Raw genomic sequence first — 16,999 nt, forward strand, 5'->3', positions numbered from 1 at the left:
CGGCGGCGAAGTCTAACGCTTCGTTGCCGCTTCTTCGTACATGGCGGCGAGCGCACTGGCATTGGCTTCCCAGCTGAACCGTGCGGCGTTTACCGCAACCGCATCCTGCGTCGGGGGTGATTGGAGCAGTTCGCTCACGGCCTCAGCGATGGCTTCAGGTGTGCGCTCCGCGATCCGCCCGGCGCTTACATCGGCCACCACCTCACGCGCGCCGCCGATGTCGGGGATCACGACCGGCGTCCCGCAGGCGAGCGATTCGATCCAGGCATTGGCAAGCCCTTCGCGTTCAGAGGGCAGAACCATGACATCCGCCGCGCAGAGCAAATGCGGAAGGATGTCGTGTTCCACCGAACCCAAGAAGTGGACTCGCGATTCCAGGCCAAGCTGCTGGACCAGCCGCTTCAAACCGGTTTCATCCGCGCCGGTGCCTGCAATGGCGAGCCGGACATCGTCCGGCAGCAGCGTCATTGCGCGGATTGCCAGCGCCTGCCCCTTGATCGCAATCAACGCGCCAACGCACAGCAGCAGACGGCCCTCGGGCCAGATCTGAAGTGACGGCAAAGCTGATACCAACTGTCGCGCTGCTTGGCGCTCGAGCGGGCGGAAGCGCGATCGGTCGAGTCCAGTGTAGTGAACCTTGATCCGGTCAGCGGGCATGCCCAGCGCTATCATGTCGTTTGCCAGCGCTTGGGAAACGGAAAGCAGAAGGGCCGATTGGCGCGCGGCTTCGATCATCTGGTGGCGCGGCCATGACCGCTGCCCCCACAGATGGATGTCCGACCCGCGCGCCTTTATTGCCAGCGGCACTTCAAGCGCGCGCGCGACCTTGGCCGCGGCAGGTCCGTCAGGATAGAAGAACTGCGCATCGATCATGTCGAACGGCCGCTCGGCATGAAGCCGTTTTGCCAGCGGCAGGATCGCGTGGGCAATCAGTGCCGGGTTGATCGGTCCGGATAGACCGGGAATCAGGAGAAAACGCGGGTGATGGATTGTCACCGCGCCTTGTTCCTGAACGTCCGGCACACCTTTGAGCGTGGCGTAGCGCTTCATTGGCACCGGTGGAATGCCGATCGGATTGACGACCGTCACGTCCCAGTCCCCCCGTTCGGCAAGGGCTTGCATCTGGCGGCTGACGAAGCGGCCGAAGCCGGGACGACCTGTTGCGGGATAAAGCGTGGAGATCGAGAGGAGGCGCTTCACGTCAAAGTTTGCGCACGAGCATTTCGGCGACGCCCAGCCATGCCGGCCGATCGATCACCACCTGTCTCTGGCCAGGCCCCGGCGGAAGCAGCGCAACGCGCCCGTCACGCTGATCGATCAAGCGGCCGAAAGCAAAGCGACCGGCAGTGCGTGGAGCAAGGACATCACGGTTGAAGGCGCGGGCGAAGTCCTCCGGATCGATCTGGCGCAACCATACCTGATCGCCTGCGCGATACTCGCCAGCGCTTGCCTCAACGGCCAGCGCGAGGAGGCGGGCAGAACCGTCAAGGGCCACGGGGAGGATGGCATCCATCGGCTTGGCAAGAGCCTCGGCGCCGTTCGGTCCGAGCCGGGCAACGAGGTGGGTAGGGGTATCCTCCTCGGCCTTGACCAGCAATTGCGGCTCAACCCCGAGCGCAGCGCCGATACGGTTCATCCACGTCAGCGACAGGCTGCGCGTGCCGGTTTCAAGCCTGCCGATCGTCTGCGCGGTGGTCGGCGGATCGCAGCGCGCAGCCACATCGGCCAGCGTCATGCCCTTCTGGCGGCGTATATCGCGGATTCGATTGATCATGCGCGCGACCCCTGTTCGTGACCGTCTTAACCGTAACGGTGATTTTTTGCTTACCTACAAATTGCAGGCCGAAGCAAGGGCTTTGCGCGGCGGGACCTCAGCCTTCGACCATCTCCGCCAGTTCCAGCCAACGCTCTTCAGCGGCGTCCTTTTCGGCCCTGACCTTTTCCAGCGCAGCCATCAAGGCATCGAACTTCCTGGGGTCCTTGGCATAGAGATCGGGATCGGCCAGCTGAGCCTCGCCGCGTGCAATCGCAGCGTCGAGTTCCTCGATCCGCTTGGGCAGCAATTCGTAGTCGCGCTGATCCTTGTATGAAAGCTTGCCCTTTTTTGCAGGCTGGACGGGCGCTGCCACTGCCGCTTCTGGCTTGTCCGCCCCTGCAGACCGGGCAACTGGCTTGCCTGCTTGCCTCTGCTTGCGGATCTTCTCCCAATCAGCGTACCCGCCCGCGACGATGTCGACCTTGCCCGAGCCGTCCATTCCCAGCGTGATGGTCACCGTGCGATCGAGGAAGTCACGATCATGGCTGACGATCAGTACCGTGCCGTCGTAGTCCGAGATCACTTCCTGCAAGAGATCGAGCGTTTCGAGGTCGAGGTCATTGGTCGGCTCGTCGAGGACCAGCAGGTTTGAAAAGCGCGCAAACTCGCGTGCCAGCAGCAGGCGCGAGCGCTCACCGCCAGAAAGCGTGCCGATGCGTGCTTCGACCAGCCCCGGATCGAACAGGAAGTCCTTGAGATAGCCCTGGATATGCTTGCGGACACCGCGCACGTCGATCCAGTCGCTGCCATCGGCCAGCACGTCGCGCACGCGCTTGTCGGGCGCCATCAGGCTGCGCTGCTGATCGATCATGATCCCCTGCAGCGTCTTGGCAAGGGTGATCGTCCCGCTGTCCGGCTCCAGTTCACCGGTCAGCAGCTTGAGCAAGGTGGTCTTGCCCGCGCCATTCGAGCCGACCACGCCGATGCGGTCCTTGCGCGTGATGCGCAGGGTGAAGTCCTTGACGATGGGGCGATCGCCGAACGACTTGTTGACGTGATCCGCAACGATCACTGCCTTGCTCTTGGCATCGTCACTGGCGATGGCCAGCTTCGCAGTGCCCTGCGGAGAGAGCATGGCCGCTCTTTGCGCGCGCATCTCGTAGAGCTTTTCCAGCCGTCCCATGTTGCGCTTGCGCCGCGCGGTAACCCCCCGCTCGAGCCAGTGCGCCTCGATCTTCAGCTTGGCATCAAGCTTGTCGGCGGCGCGTGCTTCCTCGGCATAGACCTGTTCCATCCACGCCTCGTATCCGCCGAAGCCGATATCCTTCCGGCGCAGCGAGCCACGATCGAGCCAGAGCGTCGCCTTGGTCAGCCGTTCTAGGAAGGTGCGGTCATGGCTGATGACCACGAACGCCCCGCGATAGCGCTGCAGCCAGTCTTCCAGCCAGTCGATCGCGGCAAGATCAAGGTGGTTGGTCGGCTCGTCGAGCAGCAGGAGGTCCGGCTCGCTAGCCAGCGCACGGGCAAGGGCGGCGCGGCGCCGCTCGCCACCGCTGGCGCTATCGGCCTTGCGGTTCATGTCGATGCCGAGCTGCCCGGCAATGGATTCGACTTCGTGACGGGGAGGGGCGTCCTTGCCGGATAGCGCAAAGTCCATCAGCGTATCGAAGCCGGTGAAGAACGGGTCCTGCTCCAGCGTGACGATCTTTGTCCCCGGCTGGATCGAGCGCGTGCCCTTGTCCGCATCCACCTGCCCGCCCAACAGCTTGAGCAGGGTTGTCTTGCCTGCGCCATTGCGCCCGATCAGCGCGAGCCGGTCGCGCTGCTGGATATGGATGTCGAGATCCTGAAAGAGCCAGCCATTGCCCTGGACGAGGCCGAGGCCCTCCCAGCTGAGTATCGGTGCCGCCATGGCCTGCCGCTTAGCCGCAGCGTTGCCCTCGCGCAACGCCCGACGCTGAACGATAACGCGGCTTCGCATTCACCGCTTGTTCAATGCCCTCGGCTTATGCATGCGCACATCATGAACCGTGCCATTGCCCTTCTTGCCGCATCACTGGCTCTCCTGCCCGTAACGTCGCACGCCCAGCAGCGGCCCGACGAGCAGAACGAGGCCCGCCGCGACCTGCGCGCCGGCAACGTGCGTTCGCTCCGCGATATCGAACGCCGCGTGCTGCCGACCAAACCGGGAATGCAGTATCTCGGCCCTGAGTACGATCCGTCTGCGATGGTCTATCGCCTGAAGTTCATCCGTGATGGCCGGGTCATGTTCGTGGATGTTGACGCCCGCACCGGTCAGGTTCTCGGCGAAAGTCGATGAGAGCCTGTTGGTGAACGGTGGCTTTCGCGCCAGTTCCTTGACCGTTCAGGTTTCGCGCCCCATCTAGCCCTGCAAGTGTTCGCGCCCGTGCGGCGTGCAGTAAGGGGCAAATGATGCGCATTCTGATCGTCGAGGACGAACCCACTCTCGGCAAGCAGCTCAAGAACACGCTCGAACAGAACGGATATGCCGTCGATCTTTCGGTCGATGGCGAAGACGGGCATTTCATGGGCTCTACCGAAGAGTATGACGCCGTCATCCTTGACCTCGGCCTGCCCGAGATCGACGGCCTGACCGTGCTCGGCATGTGGCGCAAGGAGGGGCGCAAGTTCCCGGTCCTCGTTCTCACCGCGCGCGACAGCTGGTCCGACAAAGTTGCCGGGCTCGATGCCGGTGCTGACGATTATCTTGCCAAACCCTTCCAGACCGAGGAACTGATCGCCCGCCTGCGTGCGCTGATCCGCCGCGCCTCCGGCAATTCCTCATCCGAACTCACCGCTGGCGACGTGCGCCTCGATACGCGTTCAGGCCGCGTCACGCTTAACGGCGAACCGGTCAAGCTGACAGCGCAGGAATACAAGCTCCTGTCCTATCTACTCCACCACAAGGGCAAGGTGGTCAGCCGGACCGAACTGATCGAACACATCTACGATCAGGATTTCGACCGCGATTCCAACACGATCGAAGTCTTCGTCACTCGTATCCGCAAGAAGCTGGGCCCCGATGTGATTACCACGATCCGCGGTCTTGGGTACAGCCTCGATGATCCGGCCGAACCCGGTCGTGGGTAATCCGCGCAGGCAATAGGTGCCGGAGAAGGGCAGCAACGACACGCCGCAGCCAGCGCCGCATACCGGCTCGCTGGCGCGGCGAATGCTGCTTATCGCGGCAGGATGGATCAGCGTCCTCCTGCTCGGCGGTGGTCTGGCGCTCGACCAGACGCTGACTGGGCTGGTCACCCGCAATTTCGATGAACAACTCGGCTATATGCTGACCGCAATGGTCGCCTCGGCCGAGATCGGGCCGGACGGTGAAGTCTTCTTCAACCGCCCCCTCGGCGACCAGCGCTTCCTTGAGCCCAACAGCGGCCTCTACTGGCAAATCTCCGGGCAAGGGCACGAGGACTTCCCTTCGCGCTCGCTGTGGGACCGTTCGCTCCGCACCGATCCCGATCAGAACTATGTCGACCCGAAGATCGACGACAGCGACCAGTTCGAGGGTGAGCGCCTGCGTATCATAAAGCGCTCTGTGATCCTGCCGGGTGCCAACACGCTGTGGGAATTTCAGGTCGCCGCCAGCCGTGGCGAGATCGACGCACAGATCCGGCGCATCCGCTCGATCCTGATCTGGTCTTTCCTCGCACTCGGCCTCGGGCTGTTCACCATGGCGGGACTGCAGACGTTCTACGGCCTTGGCCCCTTGCGTCGTGTGAGGCTGGCGATAGCCCGCATGCGCGAGGGCGGGGCAAGCCGCGTCACCGAGCCCTTGCCCCTCGAAGTCCAGCCACTCGTGGTCGAACTCAACGCCCTGCTCGAACACTCCGAGCGCCAGGCCGAAGAGGCGCGCACCCATGCAGGCAATCTTGCCCACGCCCTCAAGACCCCGCTCACCGTGGTGATGAATGCGGCAACCGCCAAGGCCGATGATCTTGCCGATACGGTGATCCGCGAAGCTGCGGTCATGCGCCGTCAAGTCGACCATCACCTCGCGCGCGCGCGCGCAGTCGGTCGCCGCGCGGTGGGCATGTCACGCGCCCAGGTGTGGGAAAGCGCCGAAGCAGTGGAACGGGCTGTTGTCCGCCTCTACCCGAACGTGCGCTTCGACATGGACGGCAACCGCACCGCCGAGGTATCGATCGAGCGTCAGGACCTCGACGAGATCCTTGGCAACTTGATCGAGAATGCGGCCAAGTACGGCGGCGGATCGGTCTTCATTACCATCGACGCTGCACCCGCCGATCCGAAGTTCTGCGAAATCTGGGTCGAGGACGATGGCATCGGCATTCCCGAGGAGTCCCGCGAGCGCATCTTCGATCGTGGCGCCAGGCTCGATACCGGAAAGCCCGGAACCGGCCTTGGCCTCGCTATCGTGCGGGATGTTGCAGAAATCTACGGCGGCAGCGTCGAACTCAGGGAAAGTGAAGACCTCGGCGGGTTGCTGTCGGTGCTGCGATTGCCACGGAGTGCCACTGCCAAACAGTGATCACGCCCGCGGATGGGCATTCCGGTAGACGTCCAGCAGCGTTGCCGCATCGACCCGGGTATAGATCTGGGTTGACGACAGGCTCGCGTGGCCGAGCAGTTCCTGCAGGGAGCGCAAGTCAGCCCCGGCGCTTAGCAGGTGCGTGGCAAAGGAGTGACGCAGGGCGTGCGGCGTCGCCGTGGCCGGCAAACCCAGCGCGGTGCGCGCCCTTGCCACAGCACGTTGCACCATGCCCTGCGCCAAGGGACCGCCCTTCGCGCCGCGAAACAGCGGTTCGTCCTTGGCAAGCGGCCAAGGACATTGCGCCACATAGTCGGAAACACCCTCGCTCACGATCGGCAGCAGGGGAACGACGCGTTGGCGGCCACCCTTGCCGGTAATCACGACAGTTTCGCCCAGCGGCAAGGTTGAGGCTGGCAGCGCCAGCGCTTCGGCAATGCGCATTCCGGCACCATAAAGCAGAAGCAGGACGGCACGGTCGCGCGCGGCGATCCATGGTACCCCCGCATCGTCGGCGACCATTTCGGCAAGATTGACCGCTTCGTCTGGCGTGACGGGGCGCGGCAAGCCCTTCTTTACGCGCGGGCCGCGCAATCGTGGGCGGCTGGTGTCAGCCTCTCCAGCCTGCTCGCGGGCGAAGGCGATGAAGGACTTGAGCGCCGAAAGTTCGCGCGCCGCAGAAACATTGCCCAGGCCATCGGCGCGGCGCTCGGCCATATGATTGCGCAAGGTTGTAGCGTCGATCCGCGCGAGCGTTGACCAGCTTTGGCCTTCGGGCAAGGCATGAAGCAGGCGCGCGACGGTTGCGGTATAGGCGCGCACGGTATGGGGTGAGCGACGGCGGCCGAGAGCCAAGTGATTGTGCCAAGCCTCGAGAAAGTCCGCCGTGGTCATGCGCCGACCAGCGCCGCCGGCACGAGTTCCGCGAGCAGGGCCTCAAGCAGCGGCGCGCCCTGTTCGGTCACGCTCAGGCGTCCGCGGTCCTCGGCAAGATGGCCCAGCCGCACGTAGAAATCGCGTTTTGCCGGGTCGATAAGATCATTCGCAGTGAAGCCGAACCGCGCAGCGAGGGGCACCGGCTCGATACCCTCGGCCAGTCGCAGGCCCATCAGCACCGCTTCCATTGCCTGATCCGAGGGGATCAGATGCCGCTCCTCGGCAATGCCGTGCTTCTGCTCACTTACCGCGCGCAGGAAGTTCTCGGGCTTCTTGTGCCGCACAGTCGCCGCGCCGAGCCTGCGCCCATGTGCACCGGGGCCGATGCCTACGTAGTCCTGATAGCGCCAGTAGGTGAGGTTATGGCGGCTTTCCTCGCCTGGGCGGGCGTGGTTGCTGGTTTCGTAGGCGGGGAGGCCGGCAGTGGCAGTCAGTTCGCGGGTGAGCGTGAACAAGTCGGCGGCCTGATCGTCGTCGAGTGGTGTGAGATGGCCTTCGCGCACCAGCGTGGCGAAGCGGGTGCCGGGTTCGATGGTCAGCTGGTAAAGACTGAGATGGCCGGTTCCGAAGGCCAGCGCGCGCTGCAGCTCTGCCTGCCATTGCGCTGGCGTCTGTTCAGGGCGGGCATAGATCAGATCGAAGCTGACGCGGCTGAAGTGGGACTGCGCCAGGTTCAGCGCGGCAAGGCTCTCCGTGACGCCATGCAGTCGGCCGAGAAACTTCAGCGTCTTGTCGTCGAGCGCCTGCAGACCGAGCGAAACGCGGTTGATCCCAGCGCTTGCCAGCGCAGCGAAATTGGCAGCCTCGACCGAGCTCGGGTTGGCCTCAAGCGTGATCTCGATACCGGGGGCAAAGCCCCACAGGCCTTGTGCCTCACGCAGCAGCGTTTCGACCAGCGCTGGCGGCATGAGCGAAGGCGTGCCCCCGCCGAAGAAGATCGAGGTAAGCTTCCGGCCCGGCGTCAACTGCGCTTCATGGCGCATGTCCGCCAGCAGCGCCTTGGCCCAAGCCGCCATGTCCGTCCGATCACGGACGTGGCTGTTGAAGTCGCAATAGGGGCACTTTGCGAGGCAGAACGGCCAGTGGATGTAGAGCGCTAGGGCCATGGCCAGAGCCTTAGGCCGAAAACTGGTCCGCTACCAGCTTGGCGAAGGCGTCGGCGCGGTGGCTGATCGCGTGCTTTTCGGCCGGATCGAGTTCTGCGAAGGTGCGAGTGTCGCCCACGGGCACGAACACCGGGTCATAGCCGAAGCCCATTGTTCCGCGCGGAGGCCAGGTGAGAGTGCCATGCGCCCGGCCTTCGTAGACCGCGTGGGAGCCTTCTGGCCAGGCGATGGCGAGCACGCAGGCAAAGTGGCAGCCTCTTTCCAACTCTGGGGCACTCTCCCCGGACTCTGCCGCAACTCTCGCGAACTCGGCCTCAACTCCCGCGAGCTTTCCCTCAACCTTGCCCATCGCCATGTACCAGTCGCGACCGGGCCCTCCCTCGAACACGTCCGCCTCGGCCCAATCCGCGGTGTAGACCCCCGGTGCTCCTCCGAGGGCGTCGACGCAGAGGCCGGAGTCGTCGGCAAGGGCGGGGATCTGCGAAGCCTCCGCCGCTGCCCGCGCCTTGATCAGCGCGTTCTCGACGAAGGTCGTGCCCGTCTCGGCAGGCTCCGGCAGGCCGAGTGCGCCGGCGGACAGGCACTCGATCCCGTAGGGCGCGAGAAGGGCCTGAATTTCCTTGAGCTTTCCGGCGTTGTGCGTGGCGATAACTAGCTTGCCGGTGCCGAGACGGGGCGAAGACATCAGCCGCGAACCGCCTTTTCCTGCGCCGCGAAGATCTCGTTGCAGCCGATGCGGGCGAGGCGGAGGAGGCGCAGGAGGCCTTCTTCGTCGTAGGTCGCGCCTTCGGCCGTGGCCTGCGCCTCGGCGATCTTGCCGCCTTCGATCAGGACGAAGTTGGCGTCGGCATCTGCCGAGGAATCTTCAATGTAATCAAGGTCGAGCACCGGCTGGCCATTGACGATGCCGCAGGAGATCGCGGCGACCTTTTCGGTCAGCGGGTCTTCCTTGATCGCGCCGCTATCAAGCAGCTTCTGTACGGCGAGACGCAGGGCGACCCAAGCGCCGGAGATCGAGGCGGTGCGGGTGCCGCCGTCGGCCTGGATCACGTCGCAGTCGAGCGTGATCTGGCGCTCGCCCAGCTTCTTGAGATCGGTGACGGCGCGCAAGCTCCGGCCGATCAGGCGCTGGATTTCCTGCGTGCGGCCGGACTGCTTGCCCTTCGCCGCCTCGCGGCTGCCGCGGGTGTGGGTGGCGCGGGGAAGCATCGAGTATTCCGCCGTGACCCAGCCTTCGCCCTTGCCGCGCAGGAATGGCGGCACGCGCTCTTCCACCGAGGCGGTGACGAGCACCTTGGTATCGCCGAAGCAGATCAGGACCGAGCCTTCGGCGTGCTTGGTGAAGGCGGTTTCAATGATGATGGGGCGCATTTCATCGGGCGCACGGCCGGAAGGTCGCATGGATTTTCCCTCAAAAGTTTGGCCAGCCTCTGGCGCATCGGGCTTGAGCCTGCAAGAGCGTGGATTAGATTGTCACCATGCACGGCCCAACGCTCTCCGATCTGACCGACCGCGCACGCGAGATTTTCCGTCTCGTCGTGGAGGGTTATATCGCTAGTGGACAGCCGATGGGCTCCAAGGCACTGGCGGGGCCGGGGGGCGTGAACTTGTCGCCCGCTTCGATCCGCTCTGTATTGCAGGAACTGCAGGACGCCGGGCTTCTTGCTGCGCCGCATACCAGTGCAGGACGGATGCCGACGGAGGTGGGCCTGAGGCTCTTCGTCGACGGCATCATGCAGGTGGCCGAGCCCACCGTGGCCGAGCGGGCGCAGATCGAGCGCGGGCTCGCTCATGGCGGAACCATCGAGAATGCACTGGCAGCGGCCAGCTCGGCGCTGTCCGAACTGTCAGCGGGGGCTGCGGTGGTCATGGTGCCCAAGCGCGAGCCCCGGCTGGTGCAGATTTCGTTCGTGCCGCTCTCGCCCGTGCGGGCGCTCGCCGTGCTGGTCAGCGAGGACGGCGGGATCGAGAACCGGGTGATAGACTTGCCCGAGCCGGTGGGTGCTGCGGTGCTTGAGCAGGCTGGCAATTATCTGACGAGCCGGTTGCAGGGTCGCACGCTTGGCGAAGCGTCTGGCGTGGTGCGAGCGGAGATCGATGGGGGACGTTCGGCGCTGGATGCAGCCAGTGCCGATCTGGTGCAGCGCGGGCTGGTGGTGTGGACGCAGGATGCCGCGGCGCGACCAGTGATGGTCGTGCGCGGGCAGGCCAACCTGCTCGACGAAGCGGCGCTGAGCGATATCGAACGCGTCCGCCAGCTACTTGACGAACTGGAGAGCGCCGAGGCGATCGCGCGGGTGCTGGATGCCGCGCGCGAGGCGCAAGCGACGCGTATTTTCATCGGGAGCGAGAACCGCCTGTTCTCGCTTTCGGGGTCGTCGGTCATTGCCTCACCATGGCGCGACAGCGAGGGGCGGGTGGTCGGCGTGGTCGGCGTGATCGGCCCAACGCGGTTGAATTATGCGCGCGTCGTCCCCATGGTTGATTTCACCGCCCAGACGCTGGGCAGATTCATCGGACAAGACGGATTTTCGAGAAAATGAGCGATAACGAGACGCGCCCCACTGACGCTGAAGTCGAGGCGGAACTGAAGGGTGTGCCCGAGGACATGATCGACCAGTCTTCCGCCAAGGATTCCTCTTTAGGCGATGAAGCGGCCAGGCTGCGCGAGGAGCTTGAGGCGGCCAAGCAGGACGTGCTCTATGCCAAGGCCGAAACGCAGAACGTGCGCCGTCGCATGGAGAAGGACATCGCCGACGCCCGCGCCTATGCCGCGACCGGCTTTGCCCGCGATATCCTTTCGGTAGCGGACAATCTGGCGCGCGCCCTGGAATCGATCCCGGCTGACCTGCGCGAGGACGAGAAGTTCAAGAACCTCGTCGCCGGGCTTGAAGCCACGGGGCGCGAGATCGAGAAGGTGTTCGGCAGCCACGGCATCACCCGCATCGCCGCAATGGGCCTCCCGCTCGATCCACACCAGCACCAGGCGATGATCGAGATGCCCTCGGCCGATGCCGAACCGGGCACGGTGATCTCGGAGCTGCAGGCAGGCTATATGATCAAGGACCGTCTGCTGCGACCGGCAATGGTGGCAGTGGCCAAGAAGCCGGACTGATTTTATCGCACGCTGATGCGTCCCCGCGGAGACGGGGACCTCAGCCGGTTTGCTTTGATGGTTCGTGAAACCACCGAGGCCCCCGCCTTCGCAGGGGCGCAGAGCTTTTTACCCTCCGAGCAATCCGACAATTTCATCCGTCGAATAGAGATCGGCGAATACGAAGGCCATGTTGTGGAGCGTCGCAGCGTGTTCCTCGTCTGACAGTGCGGCCATGGCATCGCCCGCCATCAGCACGCGGTAGTTGTGCTGCATCGCGTCGCGGGCAGTGCTTTCGCAGCAGCAGTTGGTGAGGGTGCCCGTAATCAGCACCGTATCTATGCCGCGATCCTGCAGGACGGCGTGGAGCATGCAGGTTCCGGGCGTGAAACCGCTGAAGCGGTGCTTGTCGATCACCGTATCGTTCGCGGCTACTTCGAGCGTTGGCCAGAGCTGCCAGTAATGCGCGCCCGGGGTGAAGGCCTCCTGGTGCCCTTGCGCCTTGCTCCCCATGCGAACCATGAAATTCGACCAGCTCGGGCCGCCATCGGGCGGTGTGGTGTAGCGGAGAAACACGTTGTGGCCGCCGCTGGCACGAATTGCGGCGCTGATGCGGTTGATATTGTCGACGATGGTGCGGGCCATCGGCACTTCTACCGGCGCGCCTTCCTCCATGAAGCCGTTCTGCATGTCGACGACGATATGGGCGAGCCGCGCGGGTTCGATATCTTGGAAGATATTGCCATCACCACCGCGCGTGGGGGCGAAGCGGGCAAGGATGGCGCGATGGTCAACGGCATGAGGCATGGCGGTCAGATCTCCTGCTGCCGGCCATCTTGCCTGTTCGCATGCCGACTGTCCTCAACAGGCTTTCGCGGTTTCGGCAGGAGAAACGCTGGATAAAACGCTTCATCGCAAGGCATGGAACGCGAAGAAGGTCGGCGCGTCGTCTCCGGGAAACGGAGATATATTATGCGCAAGATCATCATTGCTTCGCTTATCATGGGTTCGGCCGTCACTTTGGGCGGCTGCGCGAGGAACTATGCAGGCGAGGGTGCTGCTGTGGGCGCCGCGGTTGGTGCAGGAATCGGCGCAGCGACTGGCGGCGACGTTGTGCAGGGTGCGGCCATCGGTGGCGCAGTTGGCGCGGTTGGCGGTTCGCAGATCCGCAAGCGTGACAATCGCTGCTATCAGGTCGATCGCTATGGCCGGGAATACGAAGTGCGCTGCTGATCAGCCTGGATTGAACGGAACAAGCGCGTCGAGCGCTTGCAATGGCGGGGCGGCCGGTGACGGTGCGCCCCGTCTTGCCATGAACCAGTGGCGGACAAGCTCAGCCTGCTGTTCGATGCCGTAGCGTTCGAACGGGCGGCCGGGATCATAGGTGTAGCTGTAGCGACAGAACGGGTGGCGCATCAGCGGGAGCCACCATCGGCCGCGCGTCTGGGCCTGCCAGACGTGGACCATTTCATGGATGAACATCCCTTGGGCCGGAAGCGGTGCGTCTGCGAAGTCGTGCTCGTAGTGCGGGCTGGCGGCAGCGAAGTGGAGGTGCCCCATCGGGGCCATGACCGTGGCCGCCGGCTGGAAGGGAAACCAGCGGCGGCGGCGGATGCGGACGGGGCGGGTGTCTACGGCGGCGCCAAACACTTCGAAAACCAGCGCGCATTCGCCTGGCGTGAGGCGGCGCTCCCCGCCAGGCGGGCAGGGAGCGTCGGCTTTTCTCACATCTTGCTCATGTCGTGGCCGGAATGGTCCATGCCTTCCATCGCGTCGGCGTCGCTGCCACCGCCGAGCGCTTCGACCTTGGCGGGAACGCTGACCTTGTCGCCATTGTCGAGCGTGATCGTGAGTTCCGTGGTGCCGCCGGCCTTGAGGCTGTCAGCCACGTCAAACAGCATCACGTGAAGACCGCCCGGCTTGAACTCCGCGCTCTTGCCCGCTTCGATCGGCACGTCCTTGACCTGCTGCATTGAGGAGATGCCGTTCTTCGTGACGGTTTCGTGCATCTCGGCGCGCTGCGCGCCTTCGACATAGACCGAGGCGATCTTGCGCGGAGCGCCACTGCCCTGCGAGACGGTGAAGTAGGCAGCGCCCGGCGTGCCCGGCACTGCGGGCAGGCGGACCATCGCGTCGGTCACCGTGACGCCGGGTGCGCTTTCGGGACCGGCTGCGGCGCTGCTGCTGGCCTGATCCGTCGGATCTTCTGCCTTCTGGCCGCAGGCGCCGAGCGACAGGGCGAGGGCGGAAAGTCCAATGATTGCAAGCTTGCGCATGAAGGGCGACTCCTGTTGCCAATATGTGTCCCGAGGTAAGCGCGTGGGGGCCTTGTGCCAAGAAGAAGCGCACCTATATCGCGGACAATCGAGCCGCACATGGCGGTCTGCCCGGCAGGGGGATCGCTTTCCCACGCGGTGTCTTGAATGGAAGGAACTGGGGAACTCATGGCTAAAGTTATTGGCATCGACCTTGGCACGACCAACAGCTGCGTTGCTGTTATGGACGGGGGCACGCCCAAGGTCATTGAAAACTCGGAAGGTGCGCGCACCACGCCGTCGATCGTCGCATTCACCAAGGATGGCGAGCGCCTGATCGGCCAGCCGGCCAAGCGCCAGGCGGTGACCAACCCCGACAACACGATTTTCGCGGTGAAGCGCCTGATCGGCCGCCGCTTTGACGATCCGCTGACCCAGAAGGACACGGAACTCGTCCCCTACACTATCACCAAGGGCAAGAACGGCGATGCCTGGGTCAAGGCCGGTGGCCAGGACTACAGCCCGTCGCAGATCTCGGCCTTCACCCTGCAGAAGATGAAGGAAACCGCCGAGGCCTATCTCGGCGAGACCGTGACGCAGGCGGTGATCACCGTGCCGGCCTACTTCAACGACGCACAGCGCCAGGCGACCAAGGACGCCGGGCAGATTGCGGGTCTCGAAGTGCTGCGCATCATCAACGAGCCGACGGCTGCGGCGCTGGCCTATGGCCTCGACAAGCAGGACGGCAAGACGATCGCGGTCTATGACCTCGGTGGCGGGACCTTCGACATCTCGATCCTCGAGATCGGCGATGGCGTGTTCGAAGTAAAGTCGACCAATGGCGACACGTTCCTGGGTGGTGAGGACTTCGATACGGCGCTGGTGGAATTCCTTGCCGACAAGTTCAAGTCGAAGGAAAACATGGACCTGCGCGGCGACAAGCTTGCCCTGCAGCGCCTGAAGGAAGCCGCGGAAAAGGCCAAGATCGAGCTGTCGTCTGCCCAGACGACCGAAATCAACCTGCCGTTCATCACCGCCCGCATGGAAGGTGGCAGCACCACCCCGCTCCATCTGGTGGAGACGATCACCCGCGCCGATCTTGAAAAGCTGGTCGCAGGCCTGATCCAGCGCACGCTCGACCCCTGCAAGAAGGCTCTGGCTGACGCCGGTCTTTCGGCCAAGGACATCGATGACGTCGTTCTCGTCGGCGGCATGACCCGCATGCCCAAGGTCCGCGAAGTGGTGAAGGACTTCTTCGGCAAGGATCCGCACACCGGCGTGAACCCGGACGAAGTCGTCGCCATGGGTGCCGCAATCCAGGCTGGCGTTCTGCAGGGTGACGTCAAGGACGTGCTGCTGCTCGACGTGACCCCGCTTTCGCTGGGTATCGAGACGCTGGGCGGCATCATGACCAAGATGATCGACCGCAACACCACGATCCCGACCAAGAAGAGCCAGGTCTATTCGACTGCCGAGGACAATCAGCAGGCGGTGACGATCCGGGTCTTCCAGGGCGAGCGCGAAATGGCGCAGGACAACAAGCTCCTCGGCCAGTTCGACCTAGTCGGCATTCCGCCAGCCCGGCGCGGCGTGCCGCAGATCGAGGTGACGTTCGACATCGACGCCAACGGCATCGTGAACGTGAGCGCGAAGGACAAGGGCACCGGCAAGGAGCAGCAGATCCGCATTCAGGCGTCTGGTGGTCTGTCGGATGCGGACATCGACCAGATGGTCCGCGATGCCGAGAAGTTCGCCGAAGAGGACAAGAAGCGTCGTGCCGAGGCGGAAGCCAAGAACAACGCCGAAAGCCTCATCCACGCGACCGAGCGCCAGCTTGAAGAGAACGGCGACAAGATCGACGCATCGCTGAAGGCAGAGATCGAAGCCGCCATCGCCGAGGCCAAGACGGCTGTCGAAAGTGGTAACTCGGAAGAGATGACCGCCAAGACCCAGGCGCTCACTGAAAAGGCCATGAAGATGGGCCAGGCGATCTACGAGAAGGAGCAGGCTGCTGCGGCTTCTCCGGGCGCCGAGGCTCCGAAGGCTGATGACGACGTGGTCGACGCCGAGTTCTCGGAAGTCGACGATAACAAGTGATGTTGCGATGAAACCGGCCCGCCGCTCGCGCGAATGCGCTGGCGGCGGGTCTTCGCGTTAGGGAAGCGCAATGTCGGCCGAGATCGATTTCTACGAATTGCTCGAAGTTGAGCGGACTGTGGACGAGAAGGTCCTGAAGTCTGCATACCGAAAACTCGCCATGAAGTTCCACCCGGACAAGAATCCGGGCTGTGCAGAGAGCGAGGCCAAGTTCAAGCAGATCAACGAGGCCTATGCCTGCCTCTCCGACCCGCAGAAGCGGGCAGCCTATGACCGCTATGGTCACGCCGCGTTCCAGCAGGGCGCAGGTGGCGGCCAAGGTGGCTTCGGTGGCGGAGACTTCGGCGATATTGGCGATATCTTCGAGACGATCTTCGGCGGTGCGTTTGGCGGCGGTGGCCGTCAGCAGGCGCGGCGCGGCGCGGACCTGCGCTACGACATGGAAATCAGCCTTGAGGACGCATTCCACGGCAAGGAGACCGAGATCGCGGTCGAGGTTTCGCAGAAGTGCGATCCTTGCGGTGGTTCTGGCGCAACACCGGGCACTTCGGCGCGACGCTGCAACCTTTGCGGCGGGCACGGCAAGGTGCGGGCGCAGCAGGGCTTCTTCATGGTGGAGCGGGCCTGCCCGAACTGCCATGGCCGCGGCGAAGTGATCGAGAGCCCGTGCAAGGCCTGTCGCGGCGAAGGCCGGGTAGATGCCGAGCAGCGGTTGCAGGTGAACATTCCGGCGGGCGTCGACAATGGCACGCGCATCCGCCTTGCCGGCAAGGGCGAGGCTGGGCCGTTCGGCGCGCCTCCGGGTGACCTCTACTTGTTCCTGCATATCCAGCGCCACAAAGTGTTCGAGCGCGAGGGCACGACGCTGCTGACACGCTGCCCGATCAGCTTCACGACCGCAGCGCTGGGCGGCGAGATCGAGATTCCGGGCCTCGACGGCAAGGTCCACACGATTGAAATTCCGGCCGGCATCCAGTCGGGCAAGCAGTTGCGCAAACGTGGCGGCGGGATGCCCGTGCTGCAGGGCCGCGGCATCGGCGATCTTGTCGTCGAAATCCACGTCGAGACCCCGACCAAGCTTTCGGCGCGCCAGAAGGAAATTCTCCGCGAATTCCAGGCGACCGAGACCGGTGAGGAATGCCCGCAGTCAAGGGGCTTCTTCGAGCGCATCAAGGATGCCTGGACGGATCTGACGGAGTAAGCTTGCCGCGTCCCCGCGCAGGCGGGGACCTG

General features: G+C 64.2%; 18 protein-coding genes. 8 read left to right on the plus strand and 10 right to left on the minus strand.

Going from position 1 to position 16,999, the window contains the following annotated elements; genetic code table 11:
- Positions 1 to 12: 12 nt before the first annotated feature.
- The 3 genes from AC1Q5P_RS00360 to AC1Q5P_RS00370 form a co-directional block, all read right to left on the minus strand.
- A complete protein-coding gene (locus AC1Q5P_RS00360; RefSeq protein WP_492517844.1) occupies positions 13 to 1,200 on the minus strand; it encodes a glycosyltransferase in 1,188 nt (395 codons plus the stop codon).
- A gap of 1 nt (position 1,201) precedes the next feature.
- On the minus strand, positions 1,202 to 1,774 hold the full coding sequence (locus AC1Q5P_RS00365) for a helix-turn-helix domain-containing protein (protein WP_039331111.1): 573 nt from the start codon (positions 1,772 to 1,774) through the stop codon (positions 1,202 to 1,204).
- Between the two features lie 97 nt (positions 1,775 to 1,871).
- On the minus strand, positions 1,872 to 3,668 hold the full coding sequence (locus AC1Q5P_RS00370) for an ABC-F family ATP-binding cassette domain-containing protein (protein ID WP_492517845.1): 1,797 nt from the start codon (positions 3,666 to 3,668) through the stop codon (positions 1,872 to 1,874).
- A 111-nt stretch (positions 3,669 to 3,779) separates the two neighbouring features.
- Between AC1Q5P_RS00370 and AC1Q5P_RS00375 the strand changes: the two genes are divergently transcribed.
- From AC1Q5P_RS00375 to AC1Q5P_RS00385, 3 genes are all read left to right on the plus strand, one after another.
- Complete coding sequence (locus AC1Q5P_RS00375; RefSeq protein WP_039331477.1) at positions 3,780 to 4,076, plus strand: PepSY domain-containing protein; 297 nt, start codon at positions 3,780 to 3,782, stop codon at positions 4,074 to 4,076.
- Between the two features lie 113 nt (positions 4,077 to 4,189).
- Complete coding sequence (locus AC1Q5P_RS00380) at positions 4,190 to 4,867, plus strand: response regulator transcription factor (RefSeq protein WP_039331476.1); 678 nt, start codon at positions 4,190 to 4,192, stop codon at positions 4,865 to 4,867.
- An 82-nt stretch (positions 4,868 to 4,949) separates the two neighbouring features.
- Complete coding sequence (locus AC1Q5P_RS00385; RefSeq protein WP_230487846.1) at positions 4,950 to 6,278, plus strand: sensor histidine kinase; 1,329 nt, start codon at positions 4,950 to 4,952, stop codon at positions 6,276 to 6,278.
- On the opposite strand, the gene AC1Q5P_RS00390 is transcribed toward AC1Q5P_RS00385, so the two are convergent.
- The 4 genes from AC1Q5P_RS00390 to rph are packed head-to-tail and all read right to left on the minus strand — an operon-like array spanning position 6,279 to position 9,721.
- Positions 6,279 to 7,172 carry a tyrosine recombinase XerC gene (locus tag AC1Q5P_RS00390; protein ID WP_492517846.1) on the minus strand — a complete coding sequence of 298 codons (894 nt, stop codon included), beginning with the start codon at positions 7,170 to 7,172 and terminating at the stop codon, positions 6,279 to 6,281.
- Positions 7,169 to 8,320, minus strand: coding sequence for a radical SAM family heme chaperone HemW (gene hemW / locus AC1Q5P_RS00395; protein WP_492517847.1), 1,152 nt, complete (start codon positions 8,318 to 8,320; stop codon positions 7,169 to 7,171). The genes AC1Q5P_RS00390 and hemW overlap by 4 nt, the downstream gene beginning before the upstream one ends.
- 10 nt (positions 8,321 to 8,330) lie before the next feature.
- Positions 8,331 to 9,005 carry an RdgB/HAM1 family non-canonical purine NTP pyrophosphatase gene (gene rdgB, locus AC1Q5P_RS00400; protein WP_492517848.1) on the minus strand — a complete coding sequence of 225 codons (675 nt, stop codon included), beginning with the start codon at positions 9,003 to 9,005 and terminating at the stop codon, positions 8,331 to 8,333.
- Positions 9,005 to 9,721, minus strand: coding sequence for a ribonuclease PH (gene rph / locus AC1Q5P_RS00405; protein WP_039331100.1), 717 nt, complete (start codon positions 9,719 to 9,721; stop codon positions 9,005 to 9,007). Before rph ends, rdgB begins: the two co-directional genes overlap by 1 nt.
- A 77-nt stretch (positions 9,722 to 9,798) precedes the next feature.
- On the opposite strand from rph, the gene hrcA reads away from it, so the two are divergent.
- Both hrcA and AC1Q5P_RS00415 read left to right on the plus strand, forming a co-directional pair.
- Positions 9,799 to 10,863, plus strand: a complete 1,065-nt coding sequence (hrcA, locus tag AC1Q5P_RS00410; protein ID WP_193828171.1) for a heat-inducible transcriptional repressor HrcA — start codon at positions 9,799 to 9,801, stop codon at positions 10,861 to 10,863.
- Positions 10,860 to 11,435 carry a nucleotide exchange factor GrpE gene (locus AC1Q5P_RS00415; protein WP_492517849.1) on the plus strand — a complete coding sequence of 192 codons (576 nt, stop codon included), beginning with the start codon at positions 10,860 to 10,862 and terminating at the stop codon, positions 11,433 to 11,435. The genes hrcA and AC1Q5P_RS00415 overlap by 4 nt, the downstream gene beginning before the upstream one ends.
- Before the next feature lie 108 nt (positions 11,436 to 11,543).
- Here AC1Q5P_RS00415 and AC1Q5P_RS00420 read toward each other — a convergent pair whose 3' ends face one another.
- Positions 11,544 to 12,221 (minus strand): cysteine hydrolase family protein, encoded by a 678-nt coding sequence (locus AC1Q5P_RS00420; RefSeq protein WP_193828173.1) that lies wholly within the window; start codon positions 12,219 to 12,221, stop codon positions 11,544 to 11,546.
- A 165-nt stretch (positions 12,222 to 12,386) separates the two neighbouring features.
- Here AC1Q5P_RS00420 and AC1Q5P_RS00425 point away from each other — a divergent pair, with 165 nt between their 5' ends.
- Positions 12,387 to 12,647 carry a YMGG-like glycine zipper-containing protein gene (locus AC1Q5P_RS00425; protein WP_039331092.1) on the plus strand — a complete coding sequence of 87 codons (261 nt, stop codon included), beginning with the start codon at positions 12,387 to 12,389 and terminating at the stop codon, positions 12,645 to 12,647.
- Here AC1Q5P_RS00425 and AC1Q5P_RS00430 read toward each other — a convergent pair whose 3' ends face one another.
- On the minus strand, positions 12,648 to 13,142 hold the full coding sequence (locus AC1Q5P_RS00430) for a vgr related protein (protein WP_492517850.1): 495 nt from the start codon (positions 13,140 to 13,142) through the stop codon (positions 12,648 to 12,650).
- Positions 13,139 to 13,690, minus strand: a complete 552-nt coding sequence (locus AC1Q5P_RS00435; RefSeq protein ID WP_193828175.1) for a copper chaperone PCu(A)C — start codon at positions 13,688 to 13,690, stop codon at positions 13,139 to 13,141. Before AC1Q5P_RS00435 ends, AC1Q5P_RS00430 begins: the two co-directional genes overlap by 4 nt.
- Positions 13,691 to 13,858: 168 nt before the next feature.
- Here AC1Q5P_RS00435 and dnaK point away from each other — a divergent pair, with 168 nt between their 5' ends.
- Complete coding sequence (dnaK, locus tag AC1Q5P_RS00440) at positions 13,859 to 15,766, plus strand: molecular chaperone DnaK (RefSeq protein ID WP_193828176.1); 1,908 nt, start codon at positions 13,859 to 13,861, stop codon at positions 15,764 to 15,766.
- Between the two features lie 70 nt (positions 15,767 to 15,836).
- Positions 15,837 to 16,967, plus strand: coding sequence for a molecular chaperone DnaJ (dnaJ, locus tag AC1Q5P_RS00445; RefSeq protein WP_492517851.1), 1,131 nt, complete (start codon positions 15,837 to 15,839; stop codon positions 16,965 to 16,967).
- The last annotated feature ends 32 nt before the right edge of the window (positions 16,968 to 16,999 follow it).

The organism is Novosphingobium sp. GW835-FHT14H07, assembly GCF_058793515.1.